The organism is Flavobacterium sp. T12S277 (assembly GCF_048514875.1).
Lineage (GTDB): Bacteria > Bacteroidota > Bacteroidia > Flavobacteriales > Flavobacteriaceae > Flavobacterium.
In genome coordinates, this window is sequence record NZ_JBLYEG010000008.1 from 204,013 (window position 1) to 226,389 (window position 22,377).

Annotated in this window: 12 protein-coding genes; all 12 read left to right on the plus strand. The window is 36.7% G+C overall.

Features of this window, described 5'->3' with window-relative positions; all coding sequences use genetic code 11:
• The first annotated feature begins 5 nt into the window (after positions 1–5).
• The 12 genes from ACN1CN_RS13625 (at position 6) to ACN1CN_RS13680 (ending at position 21,751) form a co-directional block, all read left to right on the plus strand.
• Positions 6–1,634: an MBL fold metallo-hydrolase gene (locus ACN1CN_RS13625; protein ID WP_419136051.1), complete on the plus strand. Its 1,629-nt coding sequence runs from the start codon at positions 6–8 to the stop codon at positions 1,632–1,634.
• An 88-nt stretch (positions 1,635–1,722) separates the two neighbouring features.
• Complete coding sequence (locus ACN1CN_RS13630; RefSeq protein WP_419136052.1) at positions 1,723–2,430, plus strand: thioesterase II family protein; 708 nt, start codon at positions 1,723–1,725, stop codon at positions 2,428–2,430.
• A gap of 391 nt (positions 2,431–2,821) precedes the next feature.
• Positions 2,822–3,187, plus strand: coding sequence for a hypothetical protein (locus tag ACN1CN_RS13635; protein WP_419136053.1), 366 nt, complete (start codon positions 2,822–2,824; stop codon positions 3,185–3,187).
• A 194-nt stretch (positions 3,188–3,381) separates the two neighbouring features.
• Positions 3,382–5,868, plus strand: a complete 2,487-nt coding sequence (locus tag ACN1CN_RS13640) for an outer membrane beta-barrel protein (RefSeq protein ID WP_419136054.1) — start codon at positions 3,382–3,384, stop codon at positions 5,866–5,868.
• A gap of 137 nt (positions 5,869–6,005) precedes the next feature.
• Entirely contained in the window at positions 6,006–7,640 is a 1,635-nt protein-coding gene (locus tag ACN1CN_RS13645; RefSeq protein ID WP_419136055.1) for a cyclic peptide export ABC transporter, read from the plus strand.
• A gap of 448 nt (positions 7,641–8,088) precedes the next feature.
• Positions 8,089–12,519, plus strand: a complete 4,431-nt coding sequence (locus ACN1CN_RS13650; RefSeq protein WP_419136056.1) for an amino acid adenylation domain-containing protein — start codon at positions 8,089–8,091, stop codon at positions 12,517–12,519.
• Between the two features lie 31 nt (positions 12,520–12,550).
• The gene (locus ACN1CN_RS13655) at positions 12,551–13,189 is read left to right on the plus strand and encodes a 4'-phosphopantetheinyl transferase family protein (protein WP_419136057.1); all 639 of its coding nucleotides are present in this window, start codon (positions 12,551–12,553) and stop codon (positions 13,187–13,189) included.
• Positions 13,190–13,213: 24 nt separating this feature from the next.
• Entirely contained in the window at positions 13,214–15,151 is a 1,938-nt protein-coding gene (locus tag ACN1CN_RS13660; RefSeq protein WP_419136058.1) for an alpha/beta fold hydrolase, read from the plus strand.
• Positions 15,152–15,673: 522 nt separating this feature from the next.
• Entirely contained in the window at positions 15,674–18,574 is a 2,901-nt protein-coding gene (locus tag ACN1CN_RS13665) for a beta strand repeat-containing protein (RefSeq protein WP_419136059.1), read from the plus strand.
• Between the two features lie 52 nt (positions 18,575–18,626).
• On the plus strand, positions 18,627–19,844 hold the full coding sequence (locus tag ACN1CN_RS13670; RefSeq protein WP_419136060.1) for a gliding motility-associated C-terminal domain-containing protein: 1,218 nt from the start codon (positions 18,627–18,629) through the stop codon (positions 19,842–19,844).
• Between the two features lie 371 nt (positions 19,845–20,215).
• Complete coding sequence (locus ACN1CN_RS13675) at positions 20,216–20,557, plus strand: LytR/AlgR family response regulator transcription factor (protein ID WP_291287546.1); 342 nt, start codon at positions 20,216–20,218, stop codon at positions 20,555–20,557.
• A gap of 225 nt (positions 20,558–20,782) precedes the next feature.
• Positions 20,783–21,751, plus strand: a complete 969-nt coding sequence (locus tag ACN1CN_RS13680; RefSeq protein WP_264524480.1) for a YheT family hydrolase — start codon at positions 20,783–20,785, stop codon at positions 21,749–21,751.
• Positions 21,752–22,377 lie beyond the last annotated feature (626 nt).

Genomic DNA, 22,377 nt, shown 5'->3' on the forward strand with positions numbered 1-22,377 from the left:
TTATAATGGAAAACACTGAAAAATATTACTTTAAACCAAATGTAATTATTGGACCACTGGTAGATAAATGGTACGCATGGACACACTTAATATCGCCTGCAACAGCCGCAATGAATATTGTTGAAAGACATTTAAAAATTATGAATTCCTATATTCAGGCCCCTGCGATTCATGAGGCTGCTGTAAAAAATCCGAAAATGCTGGGAGGTCCTTTTATGGATTATGAAACCAGAAGAGTAGAGGAAGTAAAGGAACTAAAAGCTGAAATTCTTAATAAACAGGCCAACGCCATACAATTATCAGACGCGATAAAAGAATTGGACCAACTTCTTAAAGCAAAAGCAAAAGGAGCTTCTTTGGAGCCTTTGTACAAAGAAGTTCCGGAAATATTAAAAGGATATGTAGAATTGGTTTACGATTTAAACAACCACCCTTCGTATCGCTTTTTCGAATCTTTATTGTACAACAGTCCTTTTTATTCCAAACAGTCGCAATCCATTTCCTTATGGGAAACACTAAACGATGAACGTCCTTTTTGTTTGAGCACACCACAGTTAGAAGAGCCACATGTATTACAGTTGGATATTCCGTTTGACCATAAAGGAATTGATACGTTAAGCAGAATGAAAAGAAATCCGGGATCTATAGAAGCCGTTGCAGAAGAACTGGGTGTTAAGGAAGAGCAAATGGAGCTGTTTAAAACTTTCTTTACTAAAAAAGAACATCCTGCCTATCAGAAATATACGGGTGACAAAGCCAGAATGCGTTATCTGGGACATGCCTGTATTTTGATCGAGACCAAAGATGTGAGTATCCTTGTAGACCCTTTGATTAGTTATTACGGATATGAATCGACCGTAGAACATTTTTCAGATATTGACTTACCGGACGTAATCGATTATGTATTGATTACACACAATCACCAGGATCATATCGTATTGGAAACGCTGTTGCCGTTGAGACATAAAATTAAAAACCTGATCGTACCGGTAACAACCAGCGGAGCACTTCAGGACCCTAGTATCAAATTGGCGTTTCAAAGTATCGGATTTAAAAACGTCATCGAAATTGACGAACTGGAAGAGATAAAATTTGAAAATTGTACCATTACCGGGCTTCCGTTTACTGGAGAACATAGCGATCTTAACATCAGAGCCAAATCATGTTTCCATGTGGCTATAAACGAGCTGAGCTTTTTGTTTGTTGCCGATTCAAGAGTAATGGAACCGAGATTATACGAACACATTCACAGAGTTAAAGGCGATGTCGATGTCTTGTTTTTAGGAATGGAGTGCGCCGGTGCGCCTTTAAGCTGGCTTTACGGCTGCTTAATGACAGAACCGATTAACAGAGAAGACGATCAATCGAGACGTTTGGCAGGCTGTGATAGTGATAGAGGGTTATCGTTGGTAGACATTTTTAATCCAAAAGAAGCTTATGTATACGCAATGGGAATGGAGCCATGGCTGGAATTTATAAGCAGTATCAAATACACCGAAGAATCGCTGGCCATTATAGAATCCAACCGATTAATAAACCACTGTGCCGAAAAAGGAATCGTCGCGGAACGTTTATTTGGAGAAAAAGAATTGTTATACGATTACGAGTTAAAAAAAGAATTGGTAATTAATTAATTTTAAGTAAATTTCTGACATCTTAACGGAGCTAAAAACCTTCTTTTGATTTTTTAAAAGAAGGTTCTGACCAAAACCAAATAACCAAATGAAAAAAAAGCAACTATTCTTACTGCACTTTGCCGGTGGTAGCATATACTCCTTTGAATTTCTGAAGTCAGCTTACACCGATTTTGAAATGATACCGGTAGAGCTTCCCGGCAGAGGAAAAAGAATCAAAGAAAAATTACTCACTTCTTATAAGGAGGCCATTCAGGATATCTTTTCGCAAATAACAGCGCAGCTTAATGGCAATCCATTTATCATTTACGGGCACAGTTTAGGTTCCTCTTTAGGTTTGGGGGTAACCGATTTATTGGAGAAAAACAACACTCCGCCCCAATGCCTTATTGTAAGCGGCAACGCCGGACCCGGAATCACAAGCGACAACGACCGATCTGATCTGGATCGGGATGATTTCGTCAATATGCTTACCGAATTGGGAGGATTATCGGATGAATTACTACAAAGTAAAGAGCTATTAGATTTTGTATTACCGATACTTAGAGCCGATTTTAAAATAGTAGAACAAGATTTTTTTATTGAAAATACGGTCGTAAAATCTCCGATAGTAGCCATAATGGGGAACTCAGAAAAATACGTAGACCGAATCAACAATTGGAAAAAACATACCGCTTCCGGATTTAATTCCTACGTACTCAAAGGAAACCATTTTTTCATACTCAATAATGGCGATAATTTGATTAAGATTTTTGAAACCAGTTTTGATGAATGTGCGAGTCTGAACTATCAGTAAGGTTTTCAGGTGTTCAAATAATCGCCACAGATTAAAAGATTAAAAAATCTGCAAGATCTGCTAAATCTGCGGGAGAAAAATTTAAGACATAGAAATATTGATTTTAAGAAGTAGAAAGTGATATGTAGACTGTGAGATGTGAAAAGTATATCAAAAAGGACTATGTTTTTTACATTACGCTTTGTGTTTTATTAAAAGTGAAACGCCTTAATTTCAGCCAGAAAAACTATGTTTCTATGTGTTTAACAACTGCCACAGATTAAAAGATTGAAAATTAAAAAATCTGCAAGATCTGCTAACCCGAGCGATAGCGAACAGGCGAAGCAATCTGCGGAAGAAAAAAAAACACAAAGAACTGCTAACAACCTCAACCATTTAAAAACTAAAAATTATGAAAACAACCAAAACGCTAATTGCCGCTATCCTCATATTATTCATCTCCGCTAGCTGCATTGCACAAAATAAGAAAAAAGAACAGGTGGAAAATCAACTTACGATCACAGGTATTACCGGACAATCCATAAAAGAATCAGCTGACGTAAACAATGTTGAAAAACTCATCGAAGAAATCAGCAACCAAATTGTAAAAGAAAAACTGGCAACCAAAAGCACTGGCAAGTTATCGTATTTACTCAATGACAAAGAGTTTATCATAAACGGTGTGAAACAAGAGTCGGCAGTACAATTGAGGTATAAAAATAAATACATAGGGAAGAACACGAAGTGGAACATCTGCAAAAACTACAAAGCAAAATAAGCAGAGTCTTTACGCCTTATCAGCGAGCGGTTCCTGTTTTAGCATACTCCTTGATTTTAGAATGGACTATCGCTTCAATACGTTCAAAGACTGTAGATCTTTTCTATTCCATAAAAATTATCAATCAAAAAAAGAGCTTGAGACTACTTGATGTCATTCTCACAGTTAATCTTATAAAATACATTTAAAAAAGAATGAAATACAATTATATGCATATAAATTATATCGGTTTGCTGTGTGTGTTTATTTTTCTATGCAATTCGACATACGGACAAAATTCAAAAACACCAGATAATTCGATATACAAGCAAGTTTCAACTTCATCAATTTCAGGAACTGTAATCGATGCTGAAAACAAAGAGCCTGTCATTTTTGCAACAATTCTTTTGCTGAATGAGGAACAGGAAACCTTAATAAAAAGTGAATTGTCTGAAAACAAAGGAGAGTTTAATTTTATAAATCTGAAGAACGGGAAATACAGAATTAAAATTGTTCATGACGACTACAAGACTTTTAAAAGTGAAATTATTACGATAAAAGAAGACAACAAAAAACAACTTTTGCCTATAGAATTGCTTAAGACCATAAAAAAAGAGAATTTAAAAGAAGTTGTAATCGTTAAAAAGAAAAAGTTCATTGAGACTAAAATCGACCGTACTATTTTAAATGTAGACGCTTTAGAATCAAACAGTGGAATTACGGCTTTAGAATTGTTAAAGAAAGCACCCGGAACCAGTATAAGCGAGCAGGGAGTGGTAAGTTTGAATGGAAAAGCAAATACTACGATTTTTATCGACGACCGTCCAACGTACCTTTCAGGAGCACAACTTGAAAGTTATTTAAGCGGACTGGCTTCAGACAACATCGACAAAATTGAAATAATGACCAACCCGCCTGCCAAATATGAAGCAGCAGGAAATGGGGGAGTGATCAACATCAAACTAAAAAAGAGCAAAAAAGAAGGAGAAAACGGAAGCGTAGTAGTGGGACTGAGACAGCATAAATTTACCGAGTACAACACCACCTTTGATTTGAATAAGAAAAAAGAGAAGTACAACCTTTTTTTAAGTGGAAACATTGGTTACAAAAAACGGTTTCAGAATCTCTTCATCAATAGAAATTTTACAGAAACAGGTAGTTACAGCAGACAGGAAACCAATAATGTAGGAGATGCTATAGTGACCAACCTCAGATTTGGTGCAGATTACAATCTTTCAAAAAATACTGTTATTGGATTCTCCACAGATAGTCAGATCTGGAATGGAAATGATATCGACGATGGCCGAAATTATCTCTACAACAAAACCCAGGCCATGGATTCAATTGTAAAAACACTAGGAGACTCTGACAGTAAATCGGTAAACAGTGCCACAAATTTAAACATCACACATAAGCTGAATGAAAAGAGTGATGTTAGTGCTAATTTCGATTATTTACTATACGATTCTTTTCCCTATCAGGAATTTAGAAATTCGATAGTATTTTCGGATGCAAGTAAAAATTATTCCGATATGCTCGTAGGAGGAGCGGCTTCTAAGGTTAACATTTATGCAGGAAAGGCAGATTATTCGAATCAACTGACTAAGAAAACAAATTTACAGACCGGATTTAAATACAGTAACATCAGAACCAATAATGAAAGTAAATATTTTGATATCGTAAACGGTAATACGACTCCAAACTTAAATCAGAACAATAAATTTTTGTACGACGAAAAGATAACCGCTTTATACGCGAGTTCCAACACCAATTTTGACAGACTCTCGATGCAGTTAGGACTTCGATATGAAAGTGTGAAAATTGTGGGTGATCAGTTAGGAAACGAGATAAAGCCCAGAATGAAAACCAAAACCAGCTATGATAATTTTTTCCCGACTGTCTATCTGTCTTATAAACTGGATTCTTTAGCGAATAATACCATAGGAATCAATTACGGAAAAAGAATCGACAGACCGTATTATCAGGATCTTAACCCGGTGGTTATCCAGTTAGATAAACTAACTTTTTACAAAGGAAATCCCAATCTGAAACCGTCCATTACCAATTCAGTCGAAGCTTCTTTTGCCCATAAAAGCCTGCTGAACGTTACCCTGGCCTACAGTAAAATTAACGATCAGATTATGGAAACCATAGAAATTTTGAACAATACCTACTACAGTATGCCCGGAAATATAGGCGATACCCAGGTAAGCAACCTTAGTGTAAGCTCCACTTTTAATCTTGCTTCATGGCTAACGTTTTCTACAAATGCCCAACTGTCCTATACCGATACTAAGAGCAATTTCTTTGGAGGCAAACTGCACAGTTATGGCTACAATTTCAGAATCGATCCCGTATTGCAAATAAAACTGAAGAACGACTATAATGTTGAACTCTTCAGTCGATACGTAAGCAAAGCCTATGTGGCTCAGTTTTCTATAGATCCTTATTGGTTTCTGGATATAACCGTCAGTAAAAAACTTTCCAGCAGAAGTTCAATCAAATTAATAGGCATGGATATTTTTAAAACCTATATCAACAAAGGAACAATTAATAATCTGGTTAATACAACTGCAGACTATAAGACTTTATGGAATACCAGACAGGTGAGAGTATCGTTTACGTATAATTTTGGAGATAAAATCACCACTCAGGAAAGAGAAAATAACAGTATCGATACCGAAAAGAACAGAATTAAATAATAGAGTATTTCCTCTGCAGCAAAACGGCCTGCTAATACGTCTTTAGAATTTCATTTTCAAAATAATTTCAGAATCCATACCTAAAAAGGGTATCATCTCCTTATGACTTTATAAACCACAACAAAAAAACTTTCAAGATGTTTAAAATATCACTAAAAAATACAATTCTTCTGGCGGCCTATGCTTTGCCAAATACAATTCTTAGTTTCGGAATAGTGTACATTATAAACAACGCCCTGTCTGGTAATAAGTCGTTTATGACGGATTATACCGGAATGGTTTTTTTTGCAATTGTTGTCTACACCTATTTGTTAAACATCATTTTTCAAAAGGGACTCAATGAGTTTTCTTTTAAAATGTTGTACGATAATGAAAAAATAATATTTTCAAAAATCCTTCAGACCTCACTTATAAAATTGGAAAATTTAGGTTCACAGCGTTTCTTTACCGTCGTTGAAGACCTGAGAGTATTCGGACTTTTGCCTTATACGGTAACGCATACCGTGAATTCTGTTTTAATGTTAGTGCTTTGTTTGATCTACATGTTTACCATTTCGATAAGTTCAGCTCTTATTGTTGTGGCATTAATTATTGCAGTTGCGGCTTCCTATCTGGTGGTTATAAACTCTATGTCTAAAAAAGTAACCAGCCTCAGAGAATACAACGATGATTATTATATGTATGTCGATGATGTAATGAAAGGATTCAAAAAACTAAAATTGAGCTTTTTCAGAACGGAGAATTTAATGAACAAATTTTTAAAGCCCAATCGGGATCAGGCCGGAGAGCTGGACTTTAAAATCAGTTACATCTTTTTATCGATCAATCTGATTAGCCAGTATGGTTTGTACGCAATTATTGCTACTATTCTGTTTGTACTACCAGGCTGGGGATTGTTAAGCCAGTCCGATGTTATTGCCTATGTGGTCATTGTTTTGTTTATCTCAGGCCCTATAAACAACCTCATTAACCTGCAGCAAACCTATACCCGTTTTATTGTGGCCAACAAAAGAATCAAAGACTTCTTAAAAGACTTTGAAGTGCATGAAGATGCAAAACCACAACCGGAAATACAGCATACTTCGTTTGAAAGTATTGAATTCAGAGACATTCATTTTTCATACAATAGTGAATCCAACGACAGTGTGTTTGCTTTAGGGCCAATAGATCTGACCATAAAAGAAGGAGAAACCATTTTTATTGTGGGTGGAAATGGTTCCGGGAAAAGTACCTTCATTAACACATTTACCGGACTGTACACACCGTCTAAAGGAGAAATGTTTTTAAACGGAAAAGAAATCGAATCCAGTCAGGAAAATCAAAACTTAATAGCCGCTGTATTTACCGATGATCATATATTCTCTCACAACTATGAAGAATACACCGTTGAAAACAATCCCGAATACAAACAGTTATTGGAAATGATGAAGCTGGATCAGGTTATTTTAGACGATAAAGAAAGCTCTGCCAGAAGAAAATTTTCAAAAGGACAAAGTAAAAGAATGTCATTAATCTTTGCTTTGATGGAGAAAAAACCAATTTTGGTTCTAGACGAATGGGCTGCCGATCAGGACCCGTATTTCAGAAAGTTTTTTTATGAAGAACTCATCCCAAAATTAAAAGCAGAAGGAAAAACAATTATCGCAGTAACACACGATGACGCCTATTTTCATCTGGCAGACCGAATTTTAAAATTCAACTACGGTAAAATTGATGCTGAGGTTACAGTAGACAAATCAAAAGAATACAGCAAAGAATTGTTCTGGGCTTAGATCATAAGTTCAAATTTTATAGCACGCGGATAACACGGATTCGCTAACGCGAAAACGCGGATGAATACGGATTTTTTTGTTTGTATCGCGAAGATCAATTTGGTTATGCTCCGAAGGAGCGAAATGTGTGTAGCAAAATGTGTATAGGCACGCGGATTGCACGGATTCGCTAACGCGAAAACGCGGATGGATGCGGATTTTTTTTATATCGTAGGAACAATTTAGGCTATGCTCCGTAGGAGCAAAATATGTGTAGCAAAATGTATATCGGAAAATTATCCGAGCTCCATAGGAGCGAAATATGTCTAATACAATTAGACGCTTCGTCTATCAAACCCACCCCACAAAATCATTCTTTTTAGGTTCCAAATTGGAAAACTCATTTCGTTTCATTCCTGAGACGAGACATGATATCACTTATTTCTAATTGCATAAAAAATATTTTAAAATGAAACTTACCCTTCCTCAACAAGATGTTTATTTCGAGCAGTTACTATATCCCAATGAGCCTATCTATAACATTGGGGCCAAAATAAAAATTAAAGGTCAAATAAACCGGGATGCATTTCAACAGGCGTATATTGCTCTGATCAATCAGCACGACTCCTACAGAAGCATTCTAACCAATGAACGTGAGAACGTTGAGATAAAAATAGTCGAGGAGCACAATTCAACATTGGGTTTTGTCGATTTTTCTCAATCGAAGGAACCTTACGAGGCAGCCAATTTATACATGCAGCAGGAGTTTGCAAAGCCTTTTGACTTATTTGGAGAGCATCTTTTACATGTTTTTACGCTGGTTAAAGTTCAGGAGAACTTTCATTACCTCTTTTCGGTGTACCATCACATCATAACGGATGGCTGGGGAACCTCCTTAATGTTTCAGAGACTGGTAGACAACTACAATGAGATTTTGGAACAAGGAGAAATTAAGAGCACCTATCCCTTTAGTTACAAGGACTTCGCAGCCGATGATGCCGCTTATCAGGAATCGGAAGCATACGAGCAGGATAAAATATACTGGACTAAAAAATTTCAATCCCTACCTCAAAATCTATTTGATAAAATAGAAGACAACCTTCAAATCAATAAAAGCGATCGCAAAGAATTAATTGTAAAAAGAGAGGTGTACAACCAGCTCAACCAGCTGGCAGCAAACTATAAATGCTCTACTTTTAACGTAATTCTGGCCATTTTATATGCCTATTTTGGAAGAAAACACCAGAACAATGATTTTGCCATTGGGTTGCCGGTTTTAAACAGAAGTAAATTCAGTTACAAGAAAACGGTTGGTCTTTTCATGGGAGTTTCACCTTTAAGAATTACCATAGATTTTAATGCCACTTTTGAAGATCTGATCACAGCGATCAAAAATACATTAAGACACGATTACCGCCATCAGAGATTTCCACTGGGGAAATTAATTCAGGAACTTCATATTTTTAGTGAGAAAGAGCGATTGTTTAATATTACCCTATCTTATGAAAAACAAAATTATTCAAATGATTTTCTTCATACCCATACGCAGGTAATTCCGTTAACGCATCAATCGGAGCGAGTGGCTCTGGCCATTTACATCAGAGAATTTGACGAAGATGAAGAGGTGAAAATTGACTTCGATTACAACTTAAACTATTTCACTGAGGCACAGATTACACAGGTAGTTCATCATTTTGAAAATTTAATTCATGCCATTTTAGAAGCTCCTAATCAAATTGTAAAAGAACTAAATTATCTGGGAGATGATGAAAAACGTCAGGTTTTAGAAACATTCAATAGCACAAAAACAGACTACCAAAAAGACAATACTATCCTTGATTTATTTCGGGAACAAGTTGCAAAATTCAGCACAAAAGAAGCCTTAAAAGACGATTTCAAAAGCTACACCTATACAGAACTTGATGAGGTATCCGATCGGGTGGCCAAATATCTGACAAACACTTACGGACAGGAGGATAAATCCCCAATTGCCGTTTTGTTAGGACGCTCGGCAAACATTGTCATTGTTTTACTGGGCATACTGAAAGCGGGAAGATCGTACATCCCTCTGGATCCAACATTCCCCGAAGACAGACTCAACTATATTGTTGCGAATAGCGAGGTTAACGTACTTATAAATGAAAAGGGCTACCGTTTAAATACCAGCGATGAGGTACAGATGATATCCTTAGAGACCATCTTAGAAACAACAGCAGCAACCGAAGAGAAGTTCTCTTTAAGCGTTTCCCCTCAGGACACCGCTTATATCATTTATACATCGGGTTCAACAGGAAACCCAAAAGGAGTCGAAATAGGGCATGAGTCCTTGCTTAATTTCCTGACCAGCATGCAGCAGGAGCCGGGAGTCAGATCGGGTGATGTATGGTTTTCGGTTACAACTTACTCCTTTGATATTTCAATTTTAGAATTCTTTGTACCCCTGTTGTCAGGAGCCGCATTGTACATTGCGAGCCAGGAAACTTTAGCAGATCCAACTTTTATTATCAAGAAAATAAAGGAGATCCGGCCAACTATACTTCAGGCCACACCAAGTTTTTATCAAATGCTGTTCAACGCAGACTGGCAGGGAGATAAAAGATTAAAAATACTTTGTGGAGGCGACTTATTAAGTGAGGCATTGGCCGAAAAATTAATCGACAGCAATTTTGAAGTCTGGAACATGTACGGCCCGACAGAAACGACTATTTGGTCCAGTATAAAAAAACTCGAACACTCAAAAGAGGCTTCAAACATTGGGAAACCCATCCACAACACCCAAATCTATATATTGGATTCCTTTTTGAGTCCTAAACCCATTGGAACTTCGGGGGCAATTTATATTGCCGGAGACGGATTGGCAAAAGGTTATTATAAAAATGAGGCACTTACTCGCGAAAAATTTATCGAAAATCCATTTCGAGCGGACAATTTATTCTACGAAACCGGCGATGTCGGAAAGTGGAATGATAAAGGAGAAATCGAATTTTTAGGCCGAAATGACAATCAGGTCAAAATTAGAGGGTACCGAATTGAATTGGGAGACATAGAATCACATTTGAATCAGATTTCAGGAATAAAAGAATCCGTTGTGATCGCAAAAAAAGGAAATCAGCAGGAAGCCTTTTTAGTTGCGTATGTCCTAAAAACAGAAGAAACAATTGACACAAAAGTAATTGTGACTACCTTAAAAATGAATCTTCCGTACTACATGATTCCCAACACAATTATTCTTTTGGATGAATTTCCACTAACGCCCAATCAAAAAATAGACAGAAAGAATTTGGCGCAAAGAGCCATTGATTATTCTGACACCGAAGACGATTTTAAAGCACCGGATACGCTTTTAGAAAAGAAACTTTCAGAATATTGGAAAGAAGTTTTAAACAGCAAAAAAGAAATAAGTACAAATGACAACTTTTTTGCTCTGGGGGGACATTCGTTAAACGCAGTGAAACTGACAGGATTAATAGTCAAAAATTTATTGTTCGACGTGACTCTGAAAACGATTTTCGATTACCCTACAATTGGGGTGATGGCCAGCCATTTAGCGACTTTAACACCAAATCATAAACCGGGCATCCCTTTTACGTCTCTAAAAACCGATTTTAGTATAACGCCTTCACAGCAGGAATTGTGGGTAGCCTGTCAGGATTTACAAAAATCAATCGCTTACAATATGGTAGCGGTTTTTGAAATTAACGGAACCGTATTTCCTGATAAAATAAACCATGCCTTATCTCAGTTAATTCTTGAAAATGAGATCTTTCGCACCAATTTTGTGGAAAGTAAAGGAGCTGTTTTTCAAAAAATTAAACCGAAGGAAAGTATCATTTTTAGTGTCACTCAGATCGAAACTAAAAAAGAACAGGCTTCAGAAATTATTCAGCAATACATAGAAACCCCTTTTGATTTAGAACAGGATTTACTTTTAAAAATGATGCTTGTACGCACCGGCGACACCACATCTTCGTTGGTATTTTGTACCCATCATATCATTATGGATGGCGTTTCATTAGAATATCTGACCAAAGAATTTATTAAAAAGTACAACCATCCCGATGCGATAATTAAAGACACAGGCATTCAGTTCAAAGATTATACCGCCTGGTTATCTACCGCTGCAGACGATAAAGCCTCTTTAGATTTTTGGCAACAATATTTAGCGGGTTATGCGATCAAAGAAACGATTAACAGCGATTGGAATCGCACTGATAAACAGCAAAACGGAGCACATTTTTATGATGCGTTTACCAAAGAAGAAACAAAAGCACTGAAACAGTTAGCACAGCAGCAAAAAAGCACCCCGCATAACATCATAATTTCGCTTTTGAATGTGCTTATTTACAAAACTAACGATCACAGTGATATTGCAATCGGAACCGTAAACTCAGGAAGAAACATCGCCGATATCGCTACCATGATTGGGATGTTTGTAAAAACACTGCCACTTCGTACGCAGCTAAACGAAAGGATGAACTTTTTAGCCCTCTTAGAACAAGTGCAGGACAACATGCTTTTGATAAATACACATCAGGATCTTCCATCGCAACTCAAAAAAGAAACCTTGTTTGATATTTTGGTAACGTATCAGAATCCGGATTTTTCATTTCAGGAAACCATAAAAATGGACAATGCCGAATTAAAATACACACCCGCCGATACCAATTACAGCCGATTCCCCTTGCTTTTTAATTTCTTCGAAAGTGAAGACAGTCTGAAAGTCAGCGTTTCGTATGACAGCAGCAAATATGAAGAAATTACGATACAATTTCTGCTGATTACTTTTAAAAATTTAGTAGCTCAAATAATAGAAAACCCTTTGCTCAAAGTATCAGAAATTGAATATCCTTTAGCGAGTACAAACAAACTCCAGGAAACAGATTTTGACTTTAACTTTTAGGCGTTTTAACCACTAAAATCCCCCAATACTTTTGATCCACATTTATTACTCCTACCTGTCTGAGGAAAATCACCAAAGCTTACTGCAGAATGATTTACCTCAATTTCCACTCGATTATCAGGAAAAGATTAAACGATACCGAAGATGGCAAGATGCTCAATTGTCGCTTTTAGGGCGAATACTGCTGTTTAAAGGAATCGAAGAAACCTACAAGAAGAAACCAGGGGCAAAACAGCTGTTGCAAACCTTTTACAACAAGCCCTATTTTGAAGATAATCGAGTGCTTTTTAACATTTCACATTCCGGCGAAATTGTCGTTTGTGCATTAAGCGATCAACATGAAGTTGGGATTGATGTCGAAATCATAACCGATATTGAAACCGCCGATTTTAAACCGCAAATGACAGATATAGAATGGACAAAAATTGCCCGGTCTCAGAATAAAAAGGAAGCTTTTTTTGAGTATTGGACTCAAAAAGAAGCTGTTTTAAAAGCTCAGGGACATGGACTAATAGTACCGCTGAAATCATTTGAAGTCTTAGACAATACCACCGAAATCAACGGAGAGAAATACTATCTAAGCGAAGTAAAAATAGATGAAAAGTACAAATGCCACATTTCGCTCAAAACAGATGCCGGCGAAATCTACCTGAAAAGAGTTATAATTTAAACCGAACCCATTAATTAAACCAAAATGAAAAAAGTATTAAGCCTGTTTTTTTTAGTATTGATCGTACCCGCTTTTGCATTTGCACAAACAAAAGCTTTTAAGTTAGAGAAAGTAAAAACTTTTTTTCCGGAAGATAAACAGCTCTCTCAGGAAAACATAGAGTGGGGGTACTTGACGGTCCCTGAAAACTGGGATAAACCAACAGGTAAAACCGTTAAAATTGCAGTAGCAGTTTTAAAAAGCAGCATTAAAAGCAAAGACTCAAATCCGGTTGTGTACATAGATGGCGGACCGGGATCGGGAGGTATTGAAGGAATATGGGCCTGGCTGGACCATCCGTTGCGAAAAAACAGCGATATTGTTTTATTTGACGTAAGAGGAACCGGCCGTTCTTTGCCAAAATTCTGTCCGGATCTGGGGAAAAAATTCTTAGAGATATTGGCAAAAAATCAGAACAGCACGCAGGACGAACAGCAAAAAACAATCGCCTCATTAGAGTGCAAGCAAGATTTGTTAAACAGAAATATTGACATAAGCGCTTACAACAGTAAGTCGATTGTAAAAGATCTGAACGCTTTAAAGAGCGCCTTACACTATGAGAATTGGAATGTTTATGGAGTTTCTTATGGCACCTATACTGCTCAGGTGTATGCTAATGATTTTCCGCAGGACATCAAATCACTAACGCTGGATTCTTCGATTTCAGACATTTCCGAGTATTACAATAACAATACTGCAAACTATATGGGCAGTCTTAAAAAAGTTTTTACTGCCTGCGAAAACGACCCTAATTGCAACAAACAATACCCAAATCTGGAAGAAGCTTATTACGAAACCATTGAAAAATTAGAAAAAAAGCCAATTACCGTTAAAGTTGATAATCGAATTATTTCAAGTGGCACGTTTACTTATAATGCAGAAGATTTTAAAATTGCTATTCAGCAATCGCTATATCAAAAAAGACTAATCGAAGTAATCCCACTATTAATATCCGAATTTAATAAAGGAAACAAAAACACCTTAAGTTCGCTGGTAGCTGCTTTTTCAGGAGCTCTGGGCTTAGATTACGGACAGTATTATTGTGTAAGCTGTAACGAAGCGGTCCCGAACAATTCGATTTCAGAATTTAACAAAGACGCCCGCAATTACAAAGCATTAAAAGGAGGACTCTCTTTTTACAAATCAGATTTTGTAGTATGTGACAAATGGAATTTAGGAGCGAACAAACAAGCAGGTATAAATGATTTATCGAACCTGTCTAAACTAACCATCCCCGTGTTGGTATTCGCTGGAGCTTTTGACCCTATCACTCCGGCATTAAATGGTAAAATTACATTTGAACGATTTAAAAATGCATTTTTGGTAAACGCTCCTATTTCTGGACATACTCCGGGTTTTTCAATAATAGGCGTTCAGATAGCCGAAAGATTTATAAAAAATCCATTTCAAAGACCCGACACCAAAGAACTGGATTCAGACAATAAGGTTCATTTTGTTACAGGCATAAAAATTAGTGGCGGAATATCGAACTTTGCCAATAGTATAAACGAATTCAATCTGCTCTTTTTTGCTCCTTTTTTCACAGCTTTGATTATCGCTTTACTTTCGATTTTCATATTTGCTTACGTTCTCATCAGAAAAAGAGAAGAAAAAACACCGGATAAAATTTTGCTGGCTCTGATCATAATAACTTCTTTGCTAGGGATATTTACCATTATCGGGTTCGTTTTAGCGGTAAACAGTACAGCCGAATTGAACTTCTACATCCTTGCTTTTGGAGTACCGGATCAGTTTAACTACCTTTTCATATTGCAATGGATTTTTATAGCATTTACCCTCATTTGCATACTGTACTTTCTGCTTAAAATTAAGCACATTTCCAATACAGGTGTTGTCGCTACCATCCTGTTTTCACTATTGCTCATTGGTATTTACTTTCAATACTGGGGATTTTTATTTTAGCTACCGCAAGCCTTAGCAGTGTTAAGAAATTAAAGATAAAAAATCTGCCTGATCTGCGAGAGAAAAATGACCATATAGAAGCACAATTTATAGGGGCAAAAAAGAAAAAAAGAAGCACGTTTATTAAAAAAAAGAGAGGTTGTCAGATAAAATTTGACAGCCTCTCTTTTTTGGTAATAGGATCAAAAGAACCTACTATAATTTTGTGCACTGAGATCTTGTGTACAATACTTCAGACCTTGTTTACGATTCTTCATATCAGCCAAATTTATCTTTTACAATACGGGTTTTTTATTTAATCTCAGAGTATAGAGTATAAAGTATAGAGTATAGAGCATAAATTTTTTCAAGTAAAGCATGCAACCAACCATTAACAATTAACCATTTTACAGCATAAGTTTTAGCGATTATGATCTCTTTGTCTTCGAAAATATCATAGAATTCTATACTTGTTACTTCTACTAATATTTAGAAAAAATATAACGGCATATTTGTAGCATATAATACAAATACTTTACAATAATGAGAAAAAATCTACTCGCATTAATGCTACTTATAGGTGCTGTAACTTATGGACAAGTAGGTGTTGGTACTTCAAAACCAGATGCGTCTACAATGTTAGATATCGTATCTAATAATAAGGGGATTTTAATCCCTAGAGTTCCTTTGTTAAGTACAGTAGATATAAAAACGATTAATGATGGTAATGAGAATAGCTTATTAGTTTTTAATACCCAAACGATTTCTGATGTTACGCCTGGTTTTTACTATTGGTATAATAACAAATGGAATAGGATTTTAGTTTATGGAGAGAGCAGTAGTAATGTCGATTTAGCTGATGGTGTTGGTATTCCGGCTAACAAAGGAGAGATTGGGTATCCGGGGGATAATATAGCGATGTATATTGATAATAAAACAAAAATACTTTATGTACGAGATCCGGATAATAATGATAAGTGGATTCCAATAAACGGAAAAAACGGAGCTGATGGTATTACCGAAGCTGCAGGCGAACTAGGAAAAGCAGGATCAATTACGACATTGGATGTGATTATAAAAGACCCAAATGGAGGGATTTATGCCTATGTTGGGAAAGAAAACACTGCTGCAGGCCGTGATGCTGAATGGGCTTCAAAGTCTCGAAACTGGGTTAAAATTAATGGAGTTGTAGGAGACAAAGGTGACAAAGGTGATAAAGGAGACCAAGGTATTCAAGGATTAGCCGGAGCAAAAGGAGTAAAGGGTGATAAAGGAACAAAGGGCGATAAAGGAGATCAGGGTATCCAAGGTTTAACTGGAGCAAAAGGTGATAAGGGAGACCAAGGTATTCAAGGTATTCAAGGTATTCAAGGTATTCAAGGTATTCAAGGTTTAATCGGAGCAGTTGGTGCAAAGGGAGATAAAGGAGACCAAGGTATTCAAGGTTTAACCGGAGCAGATGGTGCAAAAGGTGATAAAGGAGATCAGGGTGCTCAAGGTTTAACCGGAGCGGCTGGTGCTAAGGGTGATAAAGGAGACCAAGGGGTTCAAGGTTTAGCCGGAGCAAAAGGAGACCAAGGAGACCAAGGTTTAGCCGGAGCAAAAGGAGCTAAAGGAGCAAAGGGCGATAAAGGAGACCAGGGTATTCAAGGTTTAACCGGAGCAGATGGTGCGAAAGGTGATAAAGGAGAGCAAGGTATTCAAGGTATTCAAGGATCAGCCGGAGCAAAGGGTGATAAGGGAGATCAGGGAATTCAAGGTTTAGCCGGAACATCTGGAGACAAAGGAGACAAAGGAGACAAAGGTGATCAAGGTATTCAAGGTTTGACTGGATCAGCTGGAGCAAAGGGTGATAAGGGCGATCAGGGCATTCAAGGTTTAACCGGAACAGCTGGAGCAAAAGGTGATAAAGGAGATCAGGGTGTTCAAGGTATAGCCGGAGCTGTTGGAGCAAAGGGTGATAAAGGAGATCAAGGTATTCAAGGTGTAGCTGGATCAGCTGGAGCAAAAGGCGATAAAGGAGATCAGGGTATTCAAGGTTTAGCCGGAGCATCTGGAGCAAAAGGTGATAAGGGGGATCAGGGTATTCAAGGTTTAGCCGGAGCAGCTGGGGCAAAAGGAGATAAAGGAGATCAGGGCATTCAAGGTTTAACTGGAGCAAAGGGTGACAAAGGAGATAAAGGCGATAAGGGAGATCAGGGTATCCAAGGTTTAGCGGGATCAGCTGCTGCGAAAGGAGACAAAGGAGATCAGGGTATTCAAGGTGTAGCCGGATCAGCTGGAGCAAAGGGTGACAAAGGAGATAAAGGTGACCAAGGTGAGCAAGGTGAGCAAGGTTTTGCCGGAGCAGCCGGATTACAAGGGGACCAAGGAGATAAAGGAGATGCAGGAAATAAAGGAGATCAGGGTATTCAAGGTGTAGCCGGAGCTACTGGAGCAAAGGGTGATAAAGGAGATCAGGGTATCCAAGGTGTAGCCGGAGCAGCTGGAGCAAAAGGAGATAAGGGCGATCAGGGTATTCAAGGTTTAGCCGGATTAACTGGTGCGAAAGGAGATAAGGGAGATCAGGGAATTCAAGGTGTAGCCGGAACAGCTGGAGCAAAGGGGGATAAAGGAGATCAAGGTATTCAAGGTATTCAGGGTATTCAAGGTGTAACCGGAGCAGCTGGAGCGAAGGGAGATAAAGGCGATAGCGGAACTTCTAATATTACTTTTAGCAATAGTTCGAGTGCAAACAATGCTACAATTACGATAAACGGTAATACTAGTACAGGTGCAGCAATTGTAAATACAAATGCGCTATCAATTTCAAGTGGATCATTAAAGTCAACCATAAATGGAGTAGACAGTAATAGTATTAGTATGAAAGATGCAACCACAAATACATTAAGTATTACTGGAGGAGTTTTAACTTCAGATGTAAATAATGTTAAGTCTACTGCAAATGTTTTAGAAAAAGTTTCTAATGGATTGTCAGTAAATGCCGGAGAAGTAAAACTAGGAGGGAAATTAACAGGAGCTACTATTGTTACCACTACTGTTAATGAGACTTTGGCTTTACAGGGGTTGCAATCTACCAGTACTTTAAATAGTGATAATATTATACTTGCTGATGCTACAACAGGAATATTGAAACTGGTATCTGCTGCTAAAATGTTACCGGCAATTGTAACAAAAACAAGCAATTATACCGCCTCACTTTCAAATGAAACAATCTTGGTTAATGCGGGTTCAGGGGCAGTAACGATTTCCATCCCATCGGCATCATCTGCGTTAGGTAAAAAATTCAACATTAAAAAAATAGATAACACAAATAATAGTGTGACCGTTAGTCCTGCAAATAGTACGATTGATGGAGTGGCAAGTTTAGTTGCTGATATAGCTTTTCAAGCCTGGGTAATCCAGTCAGACGGAGTAAATTGGTATGTGATTAGTCGCAACTAATTAAAATCAGTAAATGGAATAGAGAGCTAAATTAAAATAACAAATGATTAAGATGAGATTATTAAATTTAAAAGGAGGGCTGCTTTTATTACTTCCTTATTTTGTTTCTGCCCAAACAATCAATAAAGGAGAGCTTTTTGTCGCCCCAAATACTCAGTTAAGTTCTATAGGTGCTTTCGATAATACTACTACAGGTGTTGTAATTAATGATGGCGAACTTTTTTTGTACAGCCATTTGAACAATAGTGGTTTGGTAAGTTTTAGTCGTGGTAATTCTTCAGGTATAACACGATTGTATGGAGAATCCGGTTATCAGAATATTTCCGGATCTGTCCCAATCGAAATGAATAATGTAGAATTTAAAAACAGTACTAGTGATAAGGGCGCTGCTTTTCACGTTTCTAATTATTTAAGTATTTTCGGTATAGCCGACTTTAAAGAAGGAATTATTGATGATGATTCATATGATGGTGTGGTTATTTTTGAAAACGGCTCAAGTTGTTTAAATGCAAGTGATAAATCTTTTATAGATGGTGAAGTAAAGAAAATAGGAAATAAAGACTTTACCTTTCCTATTGGAGATAAATTAAAGTACCGTTCTGTAGGGATTTCTGCTCTTAAAATAGATTCCGATGCCTTTAGTGGAAAATACTTTTTGGAGAATGTAGATATTTTATATCCTCTTAAAAATAAAGAAAAAAATATTTTAATTATAAACAACAAAGAGTATTGGACAGTCAAAAAAGCAGGAGCTGCTTCCGACATTATAATTACTTTAAGTTGGGATGAAGCTACAACTCCTGCAACTATTATCGAATCACCTTCTGATATCCATATTGTACGTTGGGATAACAGTAAAAAGGTTTGGGTTGATCAAGGCGGAATAGTTAATCTTCAGGATAAAACAGTCTCTTCTCCTGCTACTATATCAGGTGAAGGAGTATTTACTATTGCAAAATTTAAAAAAACGAACTCTTTTGTAGTATACAATTCAATTTCTCCAAATAACGATGGATTAAATGAATACTTGAGAATTGACGGGTTGGAGGGAACCGAAAACGAAGTTGAAATATACAATCGTTGGGGAGTAAAAGTATTTCAGACTACAGCATATGGCACCAAAGAAAATGTTTTTGATGGTTTTTGTAATGTTAAAAACCTTCTTTTAAGAAATGAAAAACTCCCTAGCGGAACTTATTTTTATATTCTTTCAGTTACCAAAGATATGGTGGACACTAAACAAACCGGATATCTATACCTAAGCGAATAAACAAACAGTATTTTTAATTAAAAAAAGATTAATTATTCAAACTGTAATTGCAGCTGTTTCTTTCATATTCGTATAGTTGGCGTGCATAATAGTACTGTCTCACTATAAGTAATAGTTTCATTTATGACCTATGTTAAGCCGGATGTTACACAAACTAAACCATCTATTATATTAGAAGTACTCATTTGTAAATATATTTTATTTTTGTAAGAAATATCAATAGCTATTGTCAAAAAGTAGTGTTGGGAGCAGGTTTGTTTTGTGGAGTTTTCTCCTGTGAAATTTACTAGATGCGAAAAATTACCCTGCCAGAAATTACAGAGTTGATAGAAGTTTAGATTAATTTGTGAACCGTTTAATAAAATAAGTTTATGGATAATAAAAAGAAAAAATATATTTTAATCTCTTCTTTTGATAAAGTTGATTTTATTCAAGTAGATCAAATTATATGTTGCGTGGCGGATGGTAGATACACAAGTATTTTTACACTTGATGGAAAAGAACATGTTGCATGCCAGAATTTAGGCAAATATGAAGATGATCTTAATGACGAGATTTTTTTTAGAATTCATCAATCTTATATAGTTAATGTCAGTCATATCTGCAGAATTAAAAAGAATGAAGGATTCTTCTGTGAAATGACAAACAATATGACATTGCCAATTTCAAGTAGAAAACAAAAAGGATTTCGTGAATTTATTGGACTGAAGTAAATGAGGTGAACTGTACCATAATTTAAGGCCACTGAATAAATTGTATTGCAGAGTACATAAGTTTAAACTGGTCTTTAGTAAAGAAAAGTAGTATTTATGGATTTTAAAACGAATAAGCATTAAACAAACTTATTTTGATTGTATAAAAATGAAATAAAGAAGGCAGCATTACGTTTGATATGGATTGATTTCTTAGATTTGTATAGCACCATAAAACATTTTGTCATGCCAATAATTGAACAATCAGAGTACAATTTGCCTTCTATTATTCATCGCAACAGACATATCTCTACTATTTATGCTGCTTTGTTTAAAAAGTATGAAGTTCCGGGTTATACAAGAGAAAAACACGAGTTAAGCGACGGCGATTTTATAAACATCGATTTTATTATAAACGATTCCAAAAAAGCAGTCATTTTATGCCATGGATTGGAGGGTGATTCGCGCAGAACGTACAATAATAGCTGTGCCGCTTATTTTCAGGAAAAGGGGTTCTCTGTTTTTGCGTGGAACAATCGTACCTGCGGAGGAGAGATGAACCGTCTTCCGAGACTTTATCATCACGGTGCGGTAGATGATCTTGACGAAGTAGTGCAGTTTGTTTTGCAAAAAGAATTCGAAGATGTTTATTTGATCGGATATTCAATGGGAGGAGTTCAGTTATTGAATTATCTGGGATGGACAAAAATTGATAAACGTATAAAGGCAGCGGTCTCTATTTCTGTGCCAACTCATATTGCAACTAGTGCTGCTGTACTCAAGCAAGGTTTTAACAGAGTCTATTTAAAGAACTTTACAATTGACATTAAAAGAAAGCTAAAATACAAAGCGGCACAGTTTCCCGATTTTATAAACCGTGACCAGATTGATAAAATCTCTTCATTTGATGAAGTCGATCAGTATTTTACAGCACCGCTACATGGTTTTGCAAGCCGGGATGATTACTACCAGAGGGTTTCTCCGGAATTTTCACTTCAAAACATTACGACTCCGGTTTTGATTATTAATTCATTAGATGATCCATTTTTGGGCGAAAGATGTTACCCCAGAGCCATAGCTCAGGACAGTGCATATGTTTATCTCGAAACTCCAAAATATGGAGGGCACTGCGCTTTCCCTCTGCGCGATTCAATGTATTCCTATGTAGAGAAAAGAGCTTACGAGTTTTTTGAATCCTGTAAAGGACTCGCTTGATGTTTTAAGAAGTGTAATTGAATAGAAGTTATCGATAGTTTAAATTAAACACCTACTTATTATATAGTACCAACCCGACAGGTTTCCAAAACCTGTCGGGTTTATTTTTTCTCTACCTATATAAGAATACTTTTTGCTCAGCTGAACGAAAATACAAGAAGAGCAGCCTTTGTCCAGCTGAGCGAAGTCGAAGCCTTCAATTTTGGAATTTGGAATTTGGAATTTGAAGTTTTTAGAAGCTTCGTCCCGCTATTCGCTACAATCTTTTGCTTTTTAAAGGAAAAAGCAAAAGGATTTCCACTTCTATCGGGGCTAGGGAGGAGGTTTTCAAAAGAAAATAACCCAAAAAACAAAACACAGCACCCTTTTAAACCCGACAGGTTTTCAAAACCTGTCGGGTTTGTTGTATATGCTACTTAAAACCGCAACAGAACTAAAAAACTTATCCCTGTAAAAGTGCTTATATCAGTAACTTGAAAAAAACATCAAAAATACTTGTCTAAAAAGCTTGTGAAAGCGAATAAAGTGTCTACTTTTGCACCCGCAACAGCGACAGACGTTCACCGAAATACTGGCAAGAAAGAGAATTAAAACGAAAAGAAATTTTCAAATAAAAATTCAAAAAA